Origin of the sequence: Brevibacterium sp. GP-SGM9, from assembly GCF_047300845.1 — a bacterium.
GTDB lineage: Bacteria > Actinomycetota > Actinomycetes > Actinomycetales > Brevibacteriaceae > Brevibacterium.
Genome location: NZ_CP178563.1, coordinates 919069 through 938166 on the forward strand (window position 1 = coordinate 919069; position 19098 = coordinate 938166).

General features: G+C 66.0%; 16 protein-coding genes, 1 pseudogene and 1 riboswitch. Of the genes and pseudogenes, 4 read left to right on the plus strand and 13 right to left on the minus strand.

Annotated elements, in window-relative coordinates; all coding sequences use genetic code 11:
* Positions 1 to 21: 21 nt before the first annotated feature.
* Entirely contained in the window at positions 22 to 1602 is a 1581-nt protein-coding gene (locus ACH82I_RS04175; RefSeq protein WP_413335689.1) for an acyl-CoA carboxylase subunit beta, read from the plus strand.
* Positions 1599 to 2000, plus strand: a complete 402-nt coding sequence (locus tag ACH82I_RS04180) for a hypothetical protein (protein ID WP_413335691.1) — start codon at positions 1599 to 1601, stop codon at positions 1998 to 2000. Before ACH82I_RS04175 ends, ACH82I_RS04180 begins: the two co-directional genes overlap by 4 nt.
* A gap of 301 nt (positions 2001 to 2301) precedes the next feature.
* Here ACH82I_RS04180 and ACH82I_RS04185 read toward each other — a convergent pair whose 3' ends face one another.
* The 4 genes from ACH82I_RS04185 to ACH82I_RS04200 all read right to left on the minus strand — a co-directional run bounded on the left by ACH82I_RS04185 (position 2302) and on the right by ACH82I_RS04200 (position 7052).
* Positions 2302 to 4146 carry an MDR family MFS transporter gene (locus tag ACH82I_RS04185; RefSeq protein WP_413335693.1) on the minus strand — a complete coding sequence of 615 codons (1845 nt, stop codon included), beginning with the start codon at positions 4144 to 4146 and terminating at the stop codon, positions 2302 to 2304.
* Positions 4143 to 4892, minus strand: a complete 750-nt coding sequence (locus tag ACH82I_RS04190) for a TetR/AcrR family transcriptional regulator (RefSeq protein ID WP_413335695.1) — start codon at positions 4890 to 4892, stop codon at positions 4143 to 4145. The genes ACH82I_RS04185 and ACH82I_RS04190 overlap by 4 nt, the downstream gene beginning before the upstream one ends.
* A gap of 124 nt (positions 4893 to 5016) precedes the next feature.
* Positions 5017 to 5814: a nitrilase-related carbon-nitrogen hydrolase gene (locus tag ACH82I_RS04195; protein WP_413335697.1), complete on the minus strand. Its 798-nt coding sequence runs from the start codon at positions 5812 to 5814 to the stop codon at positions 5017 to 5019.
* Between the two features lie 41 nt (positions 5815 to 5855).
* Positions 5856 to 7052, minus strand: coding sequence for an MFS transporter (locus tag ACH82I_RS04200; protein WP_413335699.1), 1197 nt, complete (start codon positions 7050 to 7052; stop codon positions 5856 to 5858).
* 118 nt (positions 7053 to 7170) lie between these two features.
* On the opposite strand from ACH82I_RS04200, the gene ACH82I_RS04205 reads away from it, so the two are divergent.
* Positions 7171 to 8841 (plus strand): DUF885 domain-containing protein, encoded by a 1671-nt coding sequence (locus ACH82I_RS04205; RefSeq protein WP_230743581.1) that lies wholly within the window; start codon positions 7171 to 7173, stop codon positions 8839 to 8841.
* 78 nt (positions 8842 to 8919) lie between these two features.
* Here the strand turns inward: ACH82I_RS04205 and ACH82I_RS04210 are convergent, their stop codons facing one another.
* From ACH82I_RS04210 to ACH82I_RS04225, 4 genes and pseudogenes are all read right to left on the minus strand, one after another.
* Complete coding sequence (locus ACH82I_RS04210) at positions 8920 to 9321, minus strand: hypothetical protein (RefSeq protein ID WP_413335702.1); 402 nt, start codon at positions 9319 to 9321, stop codon at positions 8920 to 8922.
* A gap of 36 nt (positions 9322 to 9357) precedes the next feature.
* Complete coding sequence (locus ACH82I_RS04215) at positions 9358 to 9579, minus strand: LLM class flavin-dependent oxidoreductase (protein ID WP_413335704.1); 222 nt, start codon at positions 9577 to 9579, stop codon at positions 9358 to 9360.
* Positions 9576 to 10256, minus strand: coding sequence for an LLM class flavin-dependent oxidoreductase (locus ACH82I_RS04220; protein WP_413335706.1), 681 nt, complete (start codon positions 10254 to 10256; stop codon positions 9576 to 9578). Before ACH82I_RS04220 ends, ACH82I_RS04215 begins: the two co-directional genes overlap by 4 nt.
* A 2-nt stretch (positions 10257 to 10258) precedes the next feature.
* Positions 10259 to 11050 (minus strand): annotated as a pseudogene (locus tag ACH82I_RS04225) (3-oxoacyl-ACP reductase); the annotation flags it as partial.
* Between the two features lie 87 nt (positions 11051 to 11137).
* Positions 11138 to 11233: riboswitch (TPP riboswitch) on the minus strand.
* A 118-nt stretch (positions 11234 to 11351) separates the two neighbouring features.
* Between ACH82I_RS04225 and ACH82I_RS04230 the strand changes: the two are divergent.
* Positions 11352 to 12044 (plus strand): GntR family transcriptional regulator, encoded by a 693-nt coding sequence (locus tag ACH82I_RS04230; protein WP_413335708.1) that lies wholly within the window; start codon positions 11352 to 11354, stop codon positions 12042 to 12044.
* Between the two features lie 45 nt (positions 12045 to 12089).
* On the opposite strand, the gene ACH82I_RS04235 is transcribed toward ACH82I_RS04230, so the two are convergent.
* From ACH82I_RS04235 to ACH82I_RS04255, 5 genes are all read right to left on the minus strand, one after another.
* Entirely contained in the window at positions 12090 to 12842 is a 753-nt protein-coding gene (locus tag ACH82I_RS04235) for an aspartate/glutamate racemase family protein (protein WP_230743578.1), read from the minus strand.
* A 154-nt stretch (positions 12843 to 12996) separates the two neighbouring features.
* Positions 12997 to 14514 carry an NCS1 family nucleobase:cation symporter-1 gene (locus ACH82I_RS04240; protein ID WP_413335710.1) on the minus strand — a complete coding sequence of 506 codons (1518 nt, stop codon included), beginning with the start codon at positions 14512 to 14514 and terminating at the stop codon, positions 12997 to 12999.
* Positions 14515 to 14768: 254 nt separating this feature from the next.
* Positions 14769 to 16220 (minus strand): MFS transporter, encoded by a 1452-nt coding sequence (locus ACH82I_RS04245; protein ID WP_230743576.1) that lies wholly within the window; start codon positions 16218 to 16220, stop codon positions 14769 to 14771.
* 100 nt (positions 16221 to 16320) lie between these two features.
* On the minus strand, positions 16321 to 17580 hold the full coding sequence (locus tag ACH82I_RS04250) for an MFS transporter (RefSeq protein ID WP_413335712.1): 1260 nt from the start codon (positions 17578 to 17580) through the stop codon (positions 16321 to 16323).
* A 113-nt stretch (positions 17581 to 17693) separates the two neighbouring features.
* Positions 17694 to 19073, minus strand: coding sequence for an LLM class flavin-dependent oxidoreductase (locus ACH82I_RS04255; protein WP_413335714.1), 1380 nt, complete (start codon positions 19071 to 19073; stop codon positions 17694 to 17696).
* Positions 19074 to 19098: the final 25 nt, after the last annotated feature.

Below are 19098 nucleotides of genomic sequence, written 5' to 3' on the forward strand. Positions count from 1 at the left end.
TCGCGTCGTTATTGTGGAGGTATGACGGAAACCCCACGGACAACAGCCGAGCGCATCGACGCTCTCATCCAGCGCCGGGACGCGGCCCATACCGGCAACGAGCGCCTGGTGGAGAATCAGCACAAGCGCGGCAAGCAGACCGCCCGCGAACGCATCGATCAGCTCCTCGACGACGGTTCCTTCCAGGAGATCGACGAGTTCGCCCGTCACCACAACCACCAGTTCGGCATGGAGAACAACCGCCCCGACGGCGACGGCGTGGTGTGCGGTCTCGGCACGATCGAGGGTCGCACCGTAGCCGTGTTCGCTCACGATTTCACGGTGCTCGGCGGATCCCTCGCCGAGGCGAACGGACGCAAGATCGTCAAGGTCCAGAAGCTCGCGCTCAAGCTCGGGTGCCCGATCATCGGGATCAACGACTCGGGCGGCGCCCGCATCCAGGAAGGCGTCGGATCGATCGCGCTGTTCGCCGAGATCTTCCGACTCAACGTCGCGTCCTCCGGAGTGATCCCGCAGATCTCGCTGATCATGGGGCCCTCGGCCGGTGGCGCCGTCTACTCCCCTGCCCTGACCGATGTGACGATCATGGTCGATCAGATCAGCCACATGTACATCACGGGACCCGACGTCATCAAGACCGTGACCGGGGAGAACGTCGGCCACGAGGACCTCGGCGGCGGACGGACGAACAACACCGTCTCCGGCAACGCCCATTACCTGGCCAGCGACGAGGAGGACGCCCTCAACTACACGCGCGACCTGCTCTCCTTCCTGCCGCAGAACAATCTCGATCCGGCCGATGCCGATGAGTTCGAGTCAGATCTCAGCGTGTCTCCCGAGGACGAGGCGCTCGATGCGCTCATGCCGGATTCGCCCTCACAGCCCTATGACATCCTCGACGTGGTCACCACGATCCTCGACGATGCCGAGTTCCTGCAGGTCTCCGAACTCTTCGCCCCGAACGTCGTCACCGGCTTCGGACGAGTCGAGGGAGTCACCGTCGGAGTCATCGCGAATCAGCCGATGCAGCTGGCAGGCACCCTCGACATCGATGCCTCGGAGAAGGCCGCCCGGTTCGTCCGCCTCTGCGATGCCTTCAACATCCCCATCCTCACCTTCGTCGACGTGCCCGGCTTCCTGCCCGGTACCGACCAGGAGTACGGAGGCATCATCCGCCGCGGCGCGAAGCTCATCTACGCCTACGGCGAGGCCACCGTCCCGCTCATCACGCTGATCACCCGCAAGGCCTACGGCGGTGCCTACTGCGTGATGGGTTCGAAGCAGCTCGGCGCCGACATCAACCTCGCCTGGCCGAGCGCGCAGATCGCGGTCATGGGTGCCCAGGGTGCGGCGAACATCGTCTACCGGCGCAAGCTCAAGGCCGCCGATGAAGCCGGTGAGGACGTCGATGCTCTCCGCGACGAGCTCATCCAGGATTACGAGGATGCTCTGCTCAACCCGTATCTCGCCGCCGAGGAGGGCTACATCGACGCGGTGATCAAGCCCAGCGAATCGCGGAACCGGATCGTGCGGGCGCTGCGGGCACTGAAAAACAAGCATGTGGACGCTCCCGCGCGCAAGCACGGTAACATCCCACTATGAGTCAGGCACAGCAGAACGTCCACGAGCCCGAGCCCGACGGCGGCACATCCGCAGTCGGCGATGTCGACCTCGACGCCGCCTCGGCGGACGGGGACGACCTCGACGCCGCCTCGGTGGACGGGGACGAAGCCGGCGCCGCCTCGGTGGGCGAGACGGTGAGCAGCCGTTCGCAGGTCCTCGCTCATGACGGCGAACCCGTCAGCGACGACATGGCAAGTGCTGCTGCTGTGGCCGCCGTGGTCGCGATCCGCCAGGTGGCCCGCGCCTACGCCGCCAATCAGGCAGCCGCGCTCGACCAGATGGAGACGAATAAGCACAGTCGCGCCGGCTTCAACGCTCCTCGGCGCAACGTCCGCAGGAAACTTCCGCAGACCTGGGATCAGCCCCTGGGCAGGTAGGTGTCCGATTCGCCGCACTCCTGTGCGCGTCCGGATGCCTCGAGCCACGGGCACCTGCCCCACTCTGCACAGGCCAGGACGCCTCAGTCCACGCGAAGCTCGAAAAAGTCGTCTCGTGCGACGACTTTTTCGAGCTTCGCGTGGACTGACAGGCAGGTGGCCCATCGGACCGTCGATTTTCGGCCGCCGCGATGATCGCGATGAGGCGGACCGGCCGTCGCGATGATCGAGGCGACGCCGACGCTCAGAAGCGGGCGCCGGTCCTGTGTTCGAACCAGCACCCGCCTCGCATTCCGACGGCCTACTTCAGTCGGTACTGATCCTTGTCCGGTCCCGAACCCGGGTCGGGATTCGAGTGGATCGTCGCCGTGTCGACATCGGACAGCGGCCGTTCGCCGTCGTCCACCGTGAGCGTGCTCATGCGCTGCCGACCCGCCGAGGCGGCCGCACCGTGCACACCGCCCTCACCGTCCTCGGCGCCGGCGCGGTCGACCTCACCGTAGGAATGCGCACCGCCGTCGACACCGGCATCGCCGTCGGCTCCACCGGTCCCGCGACCCATGTCATCGCCGTAGACGGCCTCTCCGCGGGCGACCATTCCGGCCACGTCCGAGAGCTTGAGCTGCGGGAGGAACCAGGCGAGGACGAAGGCGATCGCGAAGACCGGCACCATGTACCAGAACGAGGGCGCCAGGGCACCGGCATAGGCGTTGACCACGAGATCATGGATCGGCCCGGGCAGACTCGACACGGACTCGGGGGTGAGCGAATCGGTCGACACGCCGCCTCCCCCGGTTGCGGCTCCGGCAGCGTGGGCAGGCATGGACTGCATCGCCTCGGCGACCTTGTCCGCGAGTCGCGAGGTAAAGATCGATCCGAACAGGGCGGTGCCCACGGATGCGCCGATCTCGCGGAAGTAGTTGTTCGTCGAGGTGGCCGTGCCGACCAGTTCGGGCGGCACCGAGTTCTGGATGACGAGGACGATGATCTGCATGACCAGTCCCAGACCGAAGCCCATCGTGAAGATCATGGCTCCGATGAGGACCATCGAGGTATCGGCCGTCAGCGTCGTCATCCAGGCCAGCGCGATCCCCGCGACCAAGGTGCCGATAAGGGGGTAGATCTTGTACTTGCCGGTCTTCGACACGATGATGCCCGAGACGATCGAGGTCAGCATGACTCCGGCCATCATCGGCAGCATGAGCAGCCCGGAACCGGTCACATCGGTGCCGGCGGCCATCTGCATGAAGGTCGGCAGGAACGCCATTGCGGAGAACATGCCCAGTCCCAGCAGCAGGCCGATCGACGTCGAGAGCACGAAGGTCGGGTTCTTGAACAGGTGGACCGGGATGATGGGGTTGCTGACCCTCGATTCGACGAAGACGAAGAGAAGGGCCGCGACGACGGTGCCGATGATGAGACCGATGATCGTAGGCGAGTTCCAGTCGTAGTCGTGGCCTCCCCAGCTGGTGACGAGGATCAGCTGCGAGGTGGCGGCCACCATGAGGACGATGCCGAGGATGTCGATCTTCTGATCCGACCTCTTGCTCGGGAGTTTGAGGGCGAAGAGTGCGATGAGGAAGGCGACGATGCCGATCGGCACGTTGATCCAGAAGCACCAGCGCCAGTCCATGTGCTGGGTGAAGAATCCGCCGAGTACGGGCCCCAGCACGCTCGAGATCGCGAACAGTCCGCCGAGCGGTCCCATGTACTTTCCGCGCTCACTGGCAGGGATGATATCGGCGATGATGGCCTGGGAGAGGATCATCAGACCGCCGCCGCCGAGTCCCTGGAAGCCGCGCCAGGCGATGAGCTCCCAGAAGTTCTGCGCCATGCCGGAGCCGAAGGAACCGACGACGAAGATGGCGATCGCGACGAGGAAGATTCCCTTCCGACCCCACATGTCGCCGAATTTGCCGTAGAGAGGCATGACGATCGTCATCGCCAGCAGATAGATCGTGACCAGCCATGCCTGATGTTCGACCCCGTCGAGCTCGCCGACGATCGTCGGCATGGCCGTCGACACGATCGTCTGGTCCAGGGTCGCCAGGAACATGGCGGCCATGAGCGCGGAGAAGATGAGAATGATGGTCCTCTTGGTCAGGACCAGGGGTGCCTTTTCGGCGACCGCAGGTGCTGCGCTCATGCGGATTCCTCCTTGAAGATGGATCTGAGTTCGGTGAAGAGTTCGTCGATGACGACGCCCGGGTCGCCCTCGACGCGGCGGAGGCGGATGAAGGTGGCTCTGATCGCCATCATCGCCAGCGCCGCAAGCGTCTCGGCCCGCGTGGACACGGGCTCTCCCTCGTCGGCGTGGCACTCGGACGCGGATTTCTGCGCCGAGGCGGCTCCCGGGTCGCGCTCGGCCGGAGCACCGACCGTGCCGTCGGCCGGAGCACCGAGCGTGTCCGTGCCTGCCGGGCGCCCGTCGAGGCGACGTTGGATCATTTCGCGGAACAGACGCTCGTTGTTGCCCATCCGCGACATCTGCACCTGCATGAGTGAGGGGTCCTGTTTGAGGATCCGGTGATACTGATGCATCTCCTCGCGCTTGTTCAGCCGCGTGCGCACCACGGAGGTGAGCAGGTGAGCGAGGTCGGCGATGAGTCGACCCTCGGGTCCGCCGGCTTCGAACTCGGCGATGGCGGCCTGATCCTCGTCGTCGAAGACGGTGTCGGCTCGGCCGAGGAGCGCCTCCTCCTTCGTCGAGTAGTAGTTGAAGAAGGTACGGCGAGAGACCCCGCAGCGATCGCAGATGTCTTCGATCGTGACGTTGTCGAAGCCCTTTTCGAGTGCGAGTTCGATCGCGGCGGTGCGCAGCGCCTGCTTGCGTTCGCGCTTCTTCCGCTCCCGCAGGCCTTCGGCGGGCTGCTCTTCTGGTGTGGACGACATGCCATCATTATTGCACTCGGTGCATTTTTGCCTCAAGTGCAATAATTGTGTTCTCAGGCACACTGAACCCGGAAGTCGGCCTTGCTCAGCGCCCGGACTCAGCCCCCCGGGCCAGTACCCGAGCTCAGTACCCGAGTTTCGCGTTCGCGAGGACCGGAATCGCCTCGGCGGCCTTGTCGGCTCCGGCAAGGTCGAGGTCGACGATCTCAAGTGCCTCATCACCTTCGAGCTGCGCGAGCACGCGCCCGAAGGGGTCGGAGACGAGGCTGTGGCCGACTCCTGTCGGTCCGTTCTTCGGCACCTCTACCCCGGAGACCTCCGGATCGGCCTGACCGAGGGCGGCAAGGAACATATTCGAGTCCAGAGCCCGTGCCCGGGCCAGGATCTGCCACTGTTCGACCTTCCCGGCTCCGGCTCCCCAGGACGCCGAGACCACAGTAAGTCGGGCGCCGCGGCGACTCAGCTCGGCGAAGAGCTTGGGGAATCGGATGTCGTAGCAGATCGCCAGGCCGATCGGCTCCCCGTCGACGTCGATGACCGCGGGTTCGTCGCCCGGTTCCACGGTGTCGGATTCCTTGAACCCGAAGGCGTCGTAGAGGTGGATCTTCGCGTACTCGGTCCGAGTGCCCTCGGGCGAGTAGACGGCGAGCAGGTTGACCACCTTGTCCCCGACGACCGCGAACTCCCCGACGATGACGGTGATGTCCGCGGCCGCGGCCGTTTCGGATACCGCCGCCTGCCAGTCTTCGGTGTGCTCGGCGGCGATGCCGCGCAGCCCGGAGCCGAAGGCCGACATCGTGGCCTCGGGGAAGACGACGAAGCGAGCACCCGCCTCGGCGGCCCTGCGGGCATAGGACCGCAGCTTGGCGAGGTTGTCCGAAACGGTGGTCGTCGAATTGATCTGCGCGAGTGCGAACTTCATGGCTTCAGGCTATCGCCCCGGTGATCCAGGCGGAACCCTGCTCAGCCGAGGTACTCGGTTCCGGGGCGACCACCTCGGCGCCGGCCGTGGGTGATGAAGTAGACGACCATGGCCAGGACGACCAGTCCGGCGCAGAGCAGGAACATTCCGCTGCCTCCGGTCAGGGGCATGAGTGCGCCGAGGACGATCGGCCCGACCCCGGATCCCGCGTCGAGGAGGAGGAAGAACGACGAGGTGGCCACGGGCACCCGGGCCATGGTCACCGACTTCACGGTGATCGCCTGCATGCACGGCATGAGCGAACCGAAGCCGAGTCCGACGAAGACGCCGGCGAGGACGATCCCCGGGGTCGTCGGCCACAGCGCGAGGAGGAGATTGCCGATGACGTTGAAGACGAAGACCGGGTAGACGACGAAATTGTCCCCGAGGGTGTCCTGCAGTCGGCCGACGAAGAGCCTGGCGAAGAGGGAGGCCACGGCGAAGGCGACGAAGAACAGGGAGGCGGCCGCAGCGACCCCGTTGTCGGCGGCATAACTGGCGAGGAACACGAGCGCGGCGGCATAGGCGATGCCGGCGATGAGCATGATGAAGCCGATGCGCAGTCCGTCGCGGTCGACGAGCGTCGAGGGTTTGAGGTGCCATTTCGTGCGCCGCTGGTAGTCGCTGAGCTCCTGCTTGGGCAGGCTGATGATGATGCAGAGGACGAAGGCGATGAGCGACATGATCGCCGAGGCGACGAAGAGCATCGGATAGTCGTAATGACGGGGAATGACCACGCCGAGGTAGGGGCCCAGTGCCGTGGACAGGGTCGTGGCGGTGCCGAAGTAGCCGGTGCCCTCACCTCGCCGGGAGGCCGGGATGACGCTCTGGATCGCGGTCATGATCGCCGTGTTGCCCGCACCGAAGGCGATGCCGTGGACGATGCGGACGACGAGGAGCAGGACGAGGCTGTCGGCGGCGAGGTAGGCCAGCGAAGCGAGAATCGAGACCGCCATGGTGATGACGAGCAGCTTCCGACGGCCGATGAAGTCGAGGTACTTCCCGGTGAGCACACGGGCGGCGACCGCACCGACGACGAACGCCGAGGAGGCGAAGCCGCCTGCCGCCTCGCCGGCGGAGAAGCGTGCCACGGCGTAACCGGCCATGGACGTCATGAGCAGGTAGAACACCATCGACATGGCCAGATTCAGGCAGATTCCGACGATGAAATCCTTCGTCCACAGCTGTGCGCGTGACACCGACGATCAGACTCTCTCTCCGTTGACTCCGAGGAACCCACTCATGCTATCGGCTCCGCGGAGACGACGATTTCCTGTCCACGATCGATGTGACTCAGCTCGCGATAAGATGGGTTCCATGACTCAGAAGAGAACTCCCTCAGCCATCGACGCCGTCGCCGAAGACTACGTCGACCGCTCACTCGCCCTCTCCCCGTCCCTGGCCCTCTACCTCGGCCTCGACGGTGCGAAGGGCTTCGACGACTACTCCCCCGCCGGACTCGCCGCGATCAACGAGCTGACCGTCGACACCCTCGAAAAGCTCGCCGAGGCGGAGAAGACTGCCGAGCTCGACGACATCGATCGCGTCACCGTCGACGCGATGCGCGACCGCCTCGGCGTCGACCGCGACTACTTCGAGGCCGGAATCAAACATGCCAGCCTCAACGTCATCGCCTCACCGCTGCAGGACATCCGCGATGCCTTCGACCTCATGCCCACAGAGACCACGGAGCATTGGGAGTCCATCGACACGACGCTCGCCGCGGTTCCGAACTCGGTCTCCGGGTACCGGGAGTCGCTGAGCCTGGCCAAGGAACGCGGCCGGGTCTCCGCCCGGATCCAGGTCGAGAAGGTCATCGAACAGGCCCGTGCGCTGGCCGAAGCGGGCAGCAACTTCGACACCCTGATCGCCGGTGCCGCCGAGGTGCCCGCGTCTCTGCGCGACCAGCTGGGCGGCCACGCCGAAGCGGCCCGCGCCTCCTTCGCCGAACTCGCCGACTTCCTCGCAAGCGAGCTGCTCCCGGCCGCTCCGGAGAACGAAGCCTGCGGTCGTGAGGCCTATGCCCTGTATTCGCGGGACTTCCTCGGCGCCGAGGTGGATTTCGACGAGACCTATGCCTGGGGACTCGAGGAGCTCGCCCGCATCGATGCGCAGCAGCGCCAGGTGGCCGAGAAGATCGCTCCGGGCAAGGACCTGTTCGAGGTCATGGCCCTTCTCAATAAGGACCCGGAACGGACCCTGCACGGTTCGGAAGCGCTGCGGGACTGGATGCAGACGGTCGCCGACGAGGCGATCACCGAGCTCGGCAAGTCCCACTTCGACATCCCCGAACCGGTGCGCACGATCGAATGCATGATCGCCCCGTCGGCGACCGGCGGCATCTACTACACGGGCCCGACCGATGACTTCTCCCGTCCGGGCCGGATGTGGTGGTCGGTGCCCGAGGGCGTCACCGAGTTCGCCACCTGGCAGGAGAAGACGACGGTCTACCACGAGGGGGTGCCCGGCCATCACCTGCAGGTCGGTCAGGCCACCTATGTCTCCGACACCCTCAATCGTTGGCGGCGGCTGATGTGCTGGGTGTCCGGGCACGGCGAGGGCTGGGCGCTGTATGCGGAGAAGCTCATGGCCGATCTCGGATTCATGGACGAACCCGGCGACTACCTCGGCATGCTCGACTCGCAGCGGCTGCGGGCGGCCAGGGTCGTCCTCGACATCGGCTTCCACCTCGGCCTCGAGGCTCCGGCCAGCCTCGGCGGTGGGATCTGGAACCGGGAGAAGGCCTGGCAGTTCCTCACCGACAACGTCGCCATGGACCGTTCCTTCCTCGCCTTCGAACTCGACCGCTACCTCGGGTGGCCGGGCCAGGCCCCGAGCTACAAGATCGGTCAGCGCCTGTGGGAGCAGTTCCGCGATGAGGCGAAGGCCGAAGCCGGTGCCGACTTCGATCTCAAGGCCTTCCACACGAAGGCCCTCAACCTCGGCTCGGTCGGCCTCGACACGCTCGGTCGGGCGATCAGGCGCTGAGCCCGAGGAGCCTGGCAGTCACCGCCGAGCCCGGCAATTACCGAGGTGACCCCGGGGCCCGGCACAGTCGGTGCCGGGTCACTCGCCGAGGTGGTCGCGTAGCGTCGACCCGGTGTAGTCGCGCCGGAAGCGGCCACGGTCCTGGAGGATCGGGACGACGAGATCGACCAAGTCCTCGAGGCTGCCCGGCAGTGCCGGCGGCATGAGGTTGAAGCCGTCGGCCGCTCCCCGGTCGATCCACCGCAGAATCTCATCGGCGATGTGCTCCGGAGTGCCGATGAAGGTGGCGTGTCCCCCACCGGCGGCGAGGTAGCCGAGAAGTTCGCGCACCGTCGGCCGGGTGGTCTCGATGATCCGCAGCACCGTGGCGTAGCGTCCCTGCGGACCGGTGAACTCCTCGAGTGGGGGCAGTTCCGGGACGGGACCGTCGAGGTCCCAGTCGGAGGTGCCCTGCCCGGTGAAGTAGGCCAGCTGGCGCAACGAGTCCGCGACGGGCAGCAGGTCGTTGAGTTCGGCCTAGAGCTCCCTGGCCCCTGCCTCGCTCGGTGCCACATAGGTGACGAGCCCGGGCATGACCGTGACCGAGTCGGGGTCGCGTCCGGCGGTCGCGGCACGGGCGAGGACGTCCTGCCTGTATTCGAGTGCCTGTTCGAAGTCCCAGGCGACCGCGTAGACGCCGTCGGCGAACCGGGCCGCCAGGTCCCGGCCCGGCGCGGAGGCGCCGGCTTGGAAGATCACCGGTCGGCCCTGCGGGGTCGAGGGGATGTTGAGCGGGCCCGCCACAGAGAAGTGATCGCCTGAGTGGTCGATCGACTGCAGTCGATCGACTGCAGTCGAGATTCGTCGACATAGTCACCGTCGCGATCGGCGAGGATCGCCTCGGCCGGCCACGAGTCCCAGAGCCTGAGCATCACCGAGGTGAATTCCTCGGCCCGAGCGTAGCGCTGCGCATGCGCGGGCAGTCCGTCCATGCCGTGGTTGCGTGCCTCGGCGTCGGTCGTCGAGGTCACGATGTTGACCCCGGCCCGGCCACCGGAGATGTGGTCGAGGCCGGCGAGGATCCGCGCCGCGTGGAACGAATCCCAGAAGCTCGCCGAGATCGTGCTCACCAGTCCGATATGCGCCGTCGCTCGGGACAGTACGGTCAGGGTGGTCAGCGGTTCGAGAAGCCACCGCGGGCCGTTCGCCAGGCCCGGGACTCCGGCCGACTGTCCGTCGGCGAGGAAGAAGGCGTCGAACCGTCCGCGTTCGGCGATCCGAGCCAGTTCCTCCCAGTAGGTGATGTCGCCGAGGCGCTCGACCGTCGAATCCTCGGCCCGCCAGGCCGCCGAATGGTGTCCGCAGCCGTGGGCGAAAAGATTGAGATGGACCGGACGATGCGGCGTCGGGTCGTGGGGCGTCTGGTCGTGAGACATCCGTTCTTCACCAGTCCTCCGTCGACGACGAGATTCTGACCGGTGATCCCCCGCGACCAGGGTGAGGCGAAGATGAGTGCGGAGTCGGCGAATTCCTCCGGGGTGGTCACCCGCTGCAGCGGGGTACCGGCGGCGATTCCGTCGAAGACCTCTGCGGGTGTCGCGGCGCTGGCGTCCGTGGTGCGCAGCAGGCCGCCGCTGAGCATATTCACCCGCACCTGCCTGGGCCCGAGGTCGGCGGCGAAGGTTCTCGTCAGCGACAGCAGCGCCGCCTTCGCCGCAGTGTAGTCGTGGTAGGGCATGACCGGGTTCTGGAACAGGTTGGTGCCGATGTTGATGATCCGGCCCGATCCGGCCTGTGCGAATCCGGCCAATGCGGCCTGGGTGGTGTTCGTCGCCGCTCCGACGGCACCGTGGAACTGTGCCGTCAGCGCTTCGACGGTGATCTCCTCGGCGTGGGGTCGGGCATCGCCGTTGAAGGAGAAATCGATGAGTGCGTTGTTGACCACCGTGGTGATCGGAGCCGCGAAATGCGCAGCCGCCTCGGCGAACAGGGCGTCGACCTGTGACCGATCACGAACGTCGGCGCGGATCGCGACGGCCCGGTCGGGATGCTCGGCGGCGAGCCGGCGAGCGGAGTCTTCACTGGTGAGGTAGTTGATGACGACCTTGGCGCCCTCGCGGAGGAAAGCCCTGGTGAGGCTGAGTCCGAGCCCGCGGGCGCCCCCGGTGATGAGGACGATCTGCTCGTTGATCGGCGGGTTGCTCGTGGTCTGGTCGGTGGTCTCGCTCATGTGCGTTTCCTTATGCTCATGGCGAAGGAACGCCGTACGGGTCGACGGATGGACGATCACCGAGGGGTCACCTCGGTGACGGTGCGCAGTCGATCCTGCGGACAATCCCTTCGCCGGTACTAACCGGATCAGGTTCGACGGGTGTTCTCTCAGCCCTCGCTCGGGGCACCCCGTGTCACTGCCTGCGACCATAGCACGAGCCTGCACCACCGCGAACCGCAATCTCGCGGTCGAATCCTGCCTTCGAATCAGCCGCCTTCGATTCCCGTCCAAGCAGGACCGACAATGAGAGAATGACCAGGTGAAGAACAATGACACTCCACGCTCAGAGACAGTGCGGGTCACCGATGCCCTGCGCAATGAGATCATCGACGGAGTCAGGAATCCCGGAGACCGACTCGTCGAGAGGAACCTCGCGGCCGAACTCGGAGTCTCCCGCGTCCCGGTGCGCGAAGCGCTCAAACAGCTTGCCGCCGAGGGGCTGGTGACGAACAGACCCAACACCTGGTCGACTGTCCGCGACTTCTCCCCCAGCGACATCGCCGATCTCAACGAGGTGCGCACGGTCTTCGACACCCTGTCCTTCGAACTCGCCGCGCAGCGCCACACCCGCGACGGACTCGCGCGCTTGGAAGCGACGATGCAGAAGGGGCAGGAGCTGTCTCGGGCCGGGGATGCCGTCGGCGCTCATCGCTGTGCTGCCGAGTTCCATGCGATCGTCACTGAGCTCTCGGGCAATCAGCTCCTCGTCGAGATCGGCGAGCTGCTCGATTCCCGCATGCGCTGGCAGCTGAGTCAGCATGATGACCTCGATTTCGTCGCCACCGAGCACGCCGAACTCTACGAAGCCATCGCCCGCCGGGACCAGAGCAGGGCCCGCGAGCTGGCGATTCGGCACCTGGGCACCAGCCAGGAGCAGCACGACAAGCACAAGGAGCGTCTGGCCAATTCGCCTGGCGGCGACGATGCCGAGGAATCACCCGGTCCGAACTGAGTTCCGGGGCCGCGGCAAACTCAGAGCTCTTGCGCTGCGGGTACTTCAGTCCGCTTCGTGCGCGGAGACGGCTGCGTTCTCACCCAGAGGCCAGCCGCGCATCTGCTTCGGCCTGGCCGGCGCATAGGTGCGCACCTTCGAGGTCGACAGGCCGAGGCCGACAAGTGATTCGGCGAGTCTGACTGCGGCCGTGACTCCGTCGACGACCGGGACCTGGCACCGGTCGACGATCGAGTTCGCGAGCTCCGCCATTCCCCCGCAGCCGAGAACGATGACCTCTGCACGATCACGCTCGACCGCCTCGGCGGCCTGCTCCGTGATCGCGGCGACGGCACGTTCGGGCTCGTTCTCCAACTCGAGCACGGCCATCCCGGAGGCCCGCACCGAGGCGCAGTGGGTGTGCAGTCCGGCCAGGAGCAGCCGATCCTCGATCAGCGGCACGGTGCGATCGAGGGTGGTCACGACCGAGAAGCGACGGCCGAGGAACATCGCCAGGCCCGCTCCCGCCTCGGTGATGTCGATGACCGGAACGTCGAGGAGTTCCTGCAGGCCTTCCCTGCCGTGCTCGCCGTAGCCGGCTTGGATCACGGCATCGAAGTCGCCTTGGTGCTTGAGCACGGCGTCCATCACCCCGAGCGCGGCGAGATGGCTCTCGACGTTGCCCTCACAGGACTCGGCTCCGAACGTCGGGGTCACCCCGATGATCTCTGTGCCCGCCGAGGCGGCCGACCGGGCCGCTGCGGCGATGCCTTCGGTCATCGATTCGGTGGTGTTGACGTTGACGACGAGGATCTTCACTGAGGTCTCCTGGGGTGCGGGTCGATTGAGGTGCGGGTCGGTGTGCGGTCGGGGTACGGGGCGTTGTGTGGTCGGTGTGCGGGGCGGTGGTGTGCAGTCGGGGCGGCACGTCGCGCAGCGCAGCGCTGCATTGTCGGCGGGTGGTGCGCACGGCTCAGTGGGTCGTCGGCACCGCGATCTCTTCGCCGTCGACCTCACGGAAGGTGAAGTCGCGGCGGGCGATGAAGAAGTAGATGAGCGCCGCCAGGGCAGCCCCGCTGAACCAGGAGAACTCGGACAGGCCGGCGAAGGCCGGCACCAGGGCGAAGACCAGCGAGATCGCCGAGGCGGGAACGAAGGCCCCGATCGCCCGCCAGTTGACACCGTGGTGATAGAAGTACTCGCCGTCGTTCGCCTCGGTGTAGAGCTGCGGGACGTTGACCTTCGTCTTCCGGATCACCCAGTAGTCGACCATGATGATGCCGAACAGGGGTCCGAGCAGGGCACCGAGTCCGCCGAGGAAGTAGACGATGACGACAGGTGAGTCATAGAGGTTCCACGGCAGGATGACGAAGCCGATGACGGCCGAGATGATCGCCGCCGAACGGAAGTTGAGGTGCCGCGGGAACAGGTTCGTCAGTGCATAGGTGGGAGCGACGAAGTTCGCCATGAGGTTGACCGCGACGGTGAGTACGAGCAGGGCCAGGGACGCCAGTGCCAGCAGGATCGGATTGCCGATGGCCTGGACGATATCGGCCGGCGAGGAGATGACGGTGCCGTCGATCTCGTACTGGGCCCCGGCCAGGGAGATGACGACGAGGCCGAAGACGAGCATGTTGATGGGGATTCCCCAGAAGTTTCCGACGACGATCGAGCCCTTCTTCTTCGCAGCGCGGGTGAAGTCGGAGAAGTTGAGCACGAAGGTGCCGTAGATCGCCACCCACAGGGAGCCGCCGCCGAGGATGTGCATCCACATCGGCCATCCGGTCAGTGCATCGTCTCTCGACCAGGCGATGGAGAAGTCCACGCGGGCGAGCATCCAGATCGCCAGGGCGAGGAAGGTGACGAGGATGATGGGACCGGCGATGGCCTCGTACTTGCGGATCATCTCCATGCCGTAGCTGACGATGATGACCTGGACGATCCAGAGCAGGGTGAAGGAGAACCAGCCGAGGCCGGAGAGTCCGAGGAATTCGGTGTCGGCCCAGGTCTGCAGGCCGGGCACCAGTGAGATGAGCAGAACGTTGAGCACGCTCGAGGCGAGGTATGTCTGGATGCCGAACCAGGCGATGGCGACGATTCCCCTCACCGAGGCGGCCAGCTGGGCACCGTGGATGCCGAAGGCGATCCGGCTCATCACCGGATAGGGCACGCCGGTCTTGTGCCCCATGAACCCGGAGAGGGTGAGCAGGAAGAAGAGGAGTGCCGCACCGACGAGGAGTGCGACGAGAATCTGCCACGCACCGAGCCCGAGTGCGAAGAGTCCGAGTGCGAACCCGTAGTTGCCCAGCGAATGGACGTCGTTGGCCCACAGGGTGAAGACGCTGTAGGCGGTCCAGCTGCGTCCTTCCTTCTGACTCGGGGCGAGGTCGGAATTGTAGAACCGGGGGCTGATGCGATGAGCAGCCAGCTGCTCTTGGCTCGGTCCCAGGCGCTGCGGCACGGACTCGTTCGTGATTTCGGCTTTCCTCATACGGCTCACTGCTCACATCCGAAGGGCAGACCGCTGGGATACCAAATTATCGCTCGCGGCTCTGCGACGCTGATTACTGTCCGAGCCAGCGTAACCTGGCTCACATCAGGTTCGCAAGAGCGAGTTCCTCTGGATCTCACGGGCCGCAGCGCTTCAGGACGCTTCGAGCAGATCGCACAGATCGAACAGGACCCGCATCACCGCATCATGACGGCGCCCCTCGTTTGGCATACCATTAGTTGAATCGTTCCAGTCTATGCTTCGTCTTCGACGTCCTTGGCGGTCGGATCCCACTTCACGATGCCCACGGCGATGGCTCCGGCCAGCGGCGCGCAGGCGACGATCCAGAACACTCCGGTGCCCAGTGAGGCCGCGAGGATCGGGAACATGATGAGCGAGACGATCGAGAAGGCCCGCAGCACGGACTGGTTGAATCCGATGCCGATGCCGCGCAGCCGTGTCGGGTAGGACAGCGTGGCGTAGTTCATCAGGTTCGCGCCGGGTCCGCCCGCCTGGGCGAAGACGAAGGCGGCGAGCATCGCCACCGAGACGAGGACGAGCGCCCCGCTGGGGATGCCGACGACGGCGAGCAGGGCCAGGGCGATCGCCTGGATCACGAAGCCGACCAGTGTGATCCTGCGGGTGCCGAAGCGGTTGACGATGGTCATGCCCAGCAGTCCGCCGATCGCGCCGAAGCCGAGGTTGATGATGAGCGAGGACACGATCGTGATCAGCGGGGTCTGGTGGAACAGGGTGGTGATGATGAGCGGGGTGCCGTAGGCGACGGCGTTGTAGCCGAAGGTCGAGAACACGGAGACGCAGAGTGCGACGATCGTGCGCACCCGGTAGCGGGGAGCGAAGAGTTCGGCGAAGCCGCTCCACTGTCCTCCCGCAGGCTTGGTCTGAGCTCCTCCGGTCGCGGATGAGCCGCCGAGGGCGTCGGGGGCGAGTTCGACTTCGAGGTTGTGATGGGTGCGCATGACGTCGACGGCCGCACGCAGATCACCCTGGTTCGCCAGCCATTCCGGTGATTCCGCGAGGTAGCGGCGGCGCACCAGGAGCACGATGAGCGCGGGGACGGCTCCGAATCCGACGACGATGCGCCAGAGGATGGCGTGCTGTTCGTAGGGCAGGCTGATGAAGATGATGAGCACGACGAGGTAGCCGATGCCGGTGGCTGTGTACCAGGCCGGTGACCAGGCGTTGACGCGCTGTGAGCGGTTGCCCTTGCCCTTGAGTTTGGAGAACTCGGCGAGGAAGGCCATGGCCACCGGCAGGTCGAGGCCGACCCCGATGCCCATGACGAATCGGAAGGCGATGAGCACCCATTCGTTCGGTGCGAGTGCGCAGCCGATGGCGGCGACGACGAAGAAGACCATATCGGCCATGAACAGCTTGTAGCGTCCGAAGCGGTCCACGAGGTACCCGCCGAAGAGGGCGCCGATGACGGCCCCGATCATGATCGAGGCGTTGACCAGCCCGGTCATGAACCCGGAGAGGCCGAACTGCTCTTGGATCGCGGTGATGCCGAAGGCCAGCGAGGAGAAGTCGTAGGCGTCCATGAAGATCCCGCCGAGGGCGAGGATGATCACGGCCTTCGTCTTCGTGCCTTGGGAGCCGAACTCGGCGAGGATCGCATGGATGTCGGAGGCGCTGCGGACGGTGCGGGTGTTCACCGCACCGGCGGCGATGTCTGGATTGCTCACAAGCGACGATTATGACGCTTCGAGTCGACGCCGCCGCAGTCATGCGTCACACGGCGTCACTCATGTGCGCAGCCTCACAGGTGCGATTCACACGCGCCGCTCACTCCAGTTCGACTCCGCGCTTCTCCGGGAGCAGGAACATCGCGAGGAACTGGATGACGTAGATCAGCGGCAGCAGCGCGAGAGCGAAGCCGAAGCCCAGGGATCCGGCCAGCAGCGCGATGACCATCGGGGCGAGTCCGCCGAGGGCGCGTCCGATGTTGAAGATGACGTTCTGCGCGGTGGCGCGGATCGCGGTCGGGTACATCTCCGCCAGCAGTGCGCCGTGGCCGCCGAGCATGCCGTTGGCGAAGGCTCCCATGAAGAAGCCGCCGGCGAGAAGTGCGCTCGGGTCGCGCAGCTGGCTGTAGACGAGGATCGAGACGATGGCCCCGCCCTGGAAGATCCTGAAGGCGGGTCGTCTGCCGAGTCGGTCGGCGACCTGGCCGAAGATGAGGATGCCGGCGAGCATGCCGATCACGGTGACCGCGGTCCACAGCGACCCCTTGGTCACGCCGAGGTCCATCTGCTCCGAGAGGTAGTTCGGCAGCCAGGTGATGATGCCGAAGTATCCGAAGTTCTGCACCGTGGTGAGGATCGTCAGCGCCACCGTGATCTTGACCGTCGCACGGTCCTTGACGAGTGCGCGAAGTTTGGCGGCGAAGGACTCATGATCTTTCGCCTCAGCTCCGCCGCCCTCGTCCTGCTGTGAGCGCACGAACGTCTCGGGCTCTTCGACTCCGCGGCGGATGACGAAGGCGAAGAGTGCGGGGAAGAGCCCGATGACGAAGAGCGCCCGCCACCCCCAGGCGGCGATGACCGGGCCCGAGACCACGGCGGCGGCGAAGACTCCGAGTTGGAAGCCCACGCCCACCCATGAGGTGGCCCGCGCACGCTGGTCGGCCTTGACCGCCTCGGCGGCCAGTGCCATGCCGATGCCGAACTCGCCTCCGATGCCGATTCCGGCGATGAACCGGTAGACGGCGAGGTCCCAGTACCCCTGGGCAAGGGAGGAGAGTCCCGTGAACACGGCGAAGATGATGACGGTCCAAGTGAGGACCTTGACGCGTCCGAGGCGGTCGGCGAGGGCGCCGAAGACGATGCCGCCGAGGACCGCTCCGAGGAGGGTGATCGTCGACAGGGAGCCTGCCCGGACGTCGCTGAGTCCGAAGGAGGCGATGATTCCCGAGAGGGCGAAGCTGAGGATGAGGAGGTCGAAGCCGTCGAGTCCGTAGCCGATGGCCGCTGCGAAGAGGGCCTTGCGCTGGTACCTCGGCGCCGAGGTGGTCGCGGAGTTGGGCTGGGACGTCGCTGCGCGCATGCGGGATCCTTGTGAGGTTCGGCGGATCGGAAAATGGCCGCAGACCATTATCCACCAGACACGACCGGCCGGTGAACTCGCGCTGTCACCGGCCGGTCGCGACAGTGTGGTGCCTAGACCGCGGCGCCCTGTCCCAGTCGGAATCCGGCGCCCTTGTGGTCCTCGGGCAGCCGTGGTCCCTGCCCGGTGAGCTGCTCGCGCACCGTGGCTCCGGCGACCGGTTCAGGCAGCAGTCCGCGACGGCGCAGTTCGGGTGAGACGTACTTCGTGAACCGCTCGGCGTCGGCGGGCCGGACTGCCGCCGCGATGTTGAACCCGTCGATGTCGGCCTCGGTCATCCACCGTTCGAATTCGTCGACGATCGTCGCCGGGGATCCGGTGATGACGGGTCCGCGGCCGCCGATGGCGACGAATTCGGCGAGGTCGCGAATCGTCCAGGTCTTGTCTCCGGCCATCGTGGTGAAGGAGGCGAGCGCCGACTGGTTCGCATCGGTGGTGACGTATTCGAGCGGATCCTCGGGTGCGGCTCCGGACAGGTCCACACCGGTCCAGCCGCCGAAGAGGGAGAGCGCGGATTCGGTGTCGACGTAGCGCGTGTAGTCGGCCAGTCGCGCCTCGGCGGCCTCATCGGTGTCGTCGACGATGACGGTGGCGAGCGCGAAGATCTTCACGCTGTCACGGTCACGGCCGCGCTCCTCGAGCCCGTCGCGGACCTTGTCGACCCAAGTGCGCAGGATCTGCGGTGTCGGTCCGGAGAAGAAGATCGCCTCGGCGTGGTCGAGGGCGAACTCCTGACCGCGCTTCGACGCTCCAGCCTGGAACAGCAGCGGCGTGCCCTGCGGTCCGGGGAGGGCGAGCGCCTGACCGGGGACGGAGAAGAACGTGCCGTCGTGGTTGATGTCGTGGACCTTCTCGGGGTCGACGAAGACGTTCGCCTCGGCGTCGGCGCGGAGGGCGTCGGGGGCGATCGAACCCTCGAAGAGCTTGTACATGATGTCCATGTACTCATCGGCCCGGTCATAGCGCTCGTCATGCGGGATCTGCCCCTCGAGCCCGAGGTTGCGGGCCGCGGAGTCGACGTAGCTGGTGACGATGTTCCAGGCCACGCGACCGCCGGTGAAGTGGTCGAGGGTCGTCAGGGTCCGCGCCAGCAGGTAGGGCTGCTCATAGGTCACCGAGGCGGTGACCCCGAAGCCCAGCGTCTTGGTCGCCGCTGCCATGGCGGGCACGGCGACGAGCGGGTCGAGCAGCGGGAACTGCACTCCCCCGCGGTTGGTGACATCTGCGTTGCCGCCGTAGACGTCGTAGACGCCGAGGATGTCGGCGAGGAAGAGCGAGGAGAAGCCGCCCTCTTCGAGGGTTGCGGCCAGGTCGGTCCAGAAGGACAGCTGGGTGAAGTCTTCGACGCGGGACTCCGGGTGCCGCCACAGTCCCGGCGACTGGTGGACGGGGGTCATCATGTCGAAGGCGTTGAGAGTGATCGGTTTCGTCATCGTGTTCCTCTTTCGTGGTGAGTCA

Bases quoted from the DNA above. Each gene is read 5' to 3' on its own strand.
- ACH82I_RS04175 (WP_413335689.1), top strand. From the start codon at position 22: ATGACGGAAACCCCACGGACAACAGCCGAGCGCATCGACGCTCTCATC.
- ACH82I_RS04180 (WP_413335691.1), top strand. From the start codon at position 1,599: ATGAGTCAGGCACAGCAGAACGTCCACGAGCCCGAGCCCGACGGCGGC.
- ACH82I_RS04185 (WP_413335693.1), bottom strand. From the start codon at position 4,146: ATGAGCGCAGCACCTGCGGTCGCCGAAAAGGCACCCCTGGTCCTGACC.
- ACH82I_RS04190 (WP_413335695.1), bottom strand. From the start codon at position 4,892: ATGTCGTCCACACCAGAAGAGCAGCCCGCCGAAGGCCTGCGGGAGCGG.
- ACH82I_RS04195 (WP_413335697.1), bottom strand. From the start codon at position 5,814: ATGAAGTTCGCACTCGCGCAGATCAATTCGACGACCACCGTTTCGGAC.
- ACH82I_RS04205 (WP_230743581.1), top strand. From the start codon at position 7,171: ATGACTCAGAAGAGAACTCCCTCAGCCATCGACGCCGTCGCCGAAGAC.
- ACH82I_RS04220 (WP_413335706.1), bottom strand. From the start codon at position 10,256: ATGTCTCACGACCAGACGCCCCACGACCCGACGCCGCATCGTCCGGTC.
- ACH82I_RS04240 (WP_413335710.1), bottom strand. From the start codon at position 14,514: ATGAGGAAAGCCGAAATCACGAACGAGTCCGTGCCGCAGCGCCTGGGA.
- ACH82I_RS04250 (WP_413335712.1), bottom strand. From the start codon at position 17,580: ATGCGCGCAGCGACGTCCCAGCCCAACTCCGCGACCACCTCGGCGCCG.
- ACH82I_RS04255 (WP_413335714.1), bottom strand. From the start codon at position 19,073: ATGACGAAACCGATCACTCTCAACGCCTTCGACATGATGACCCCCGTC.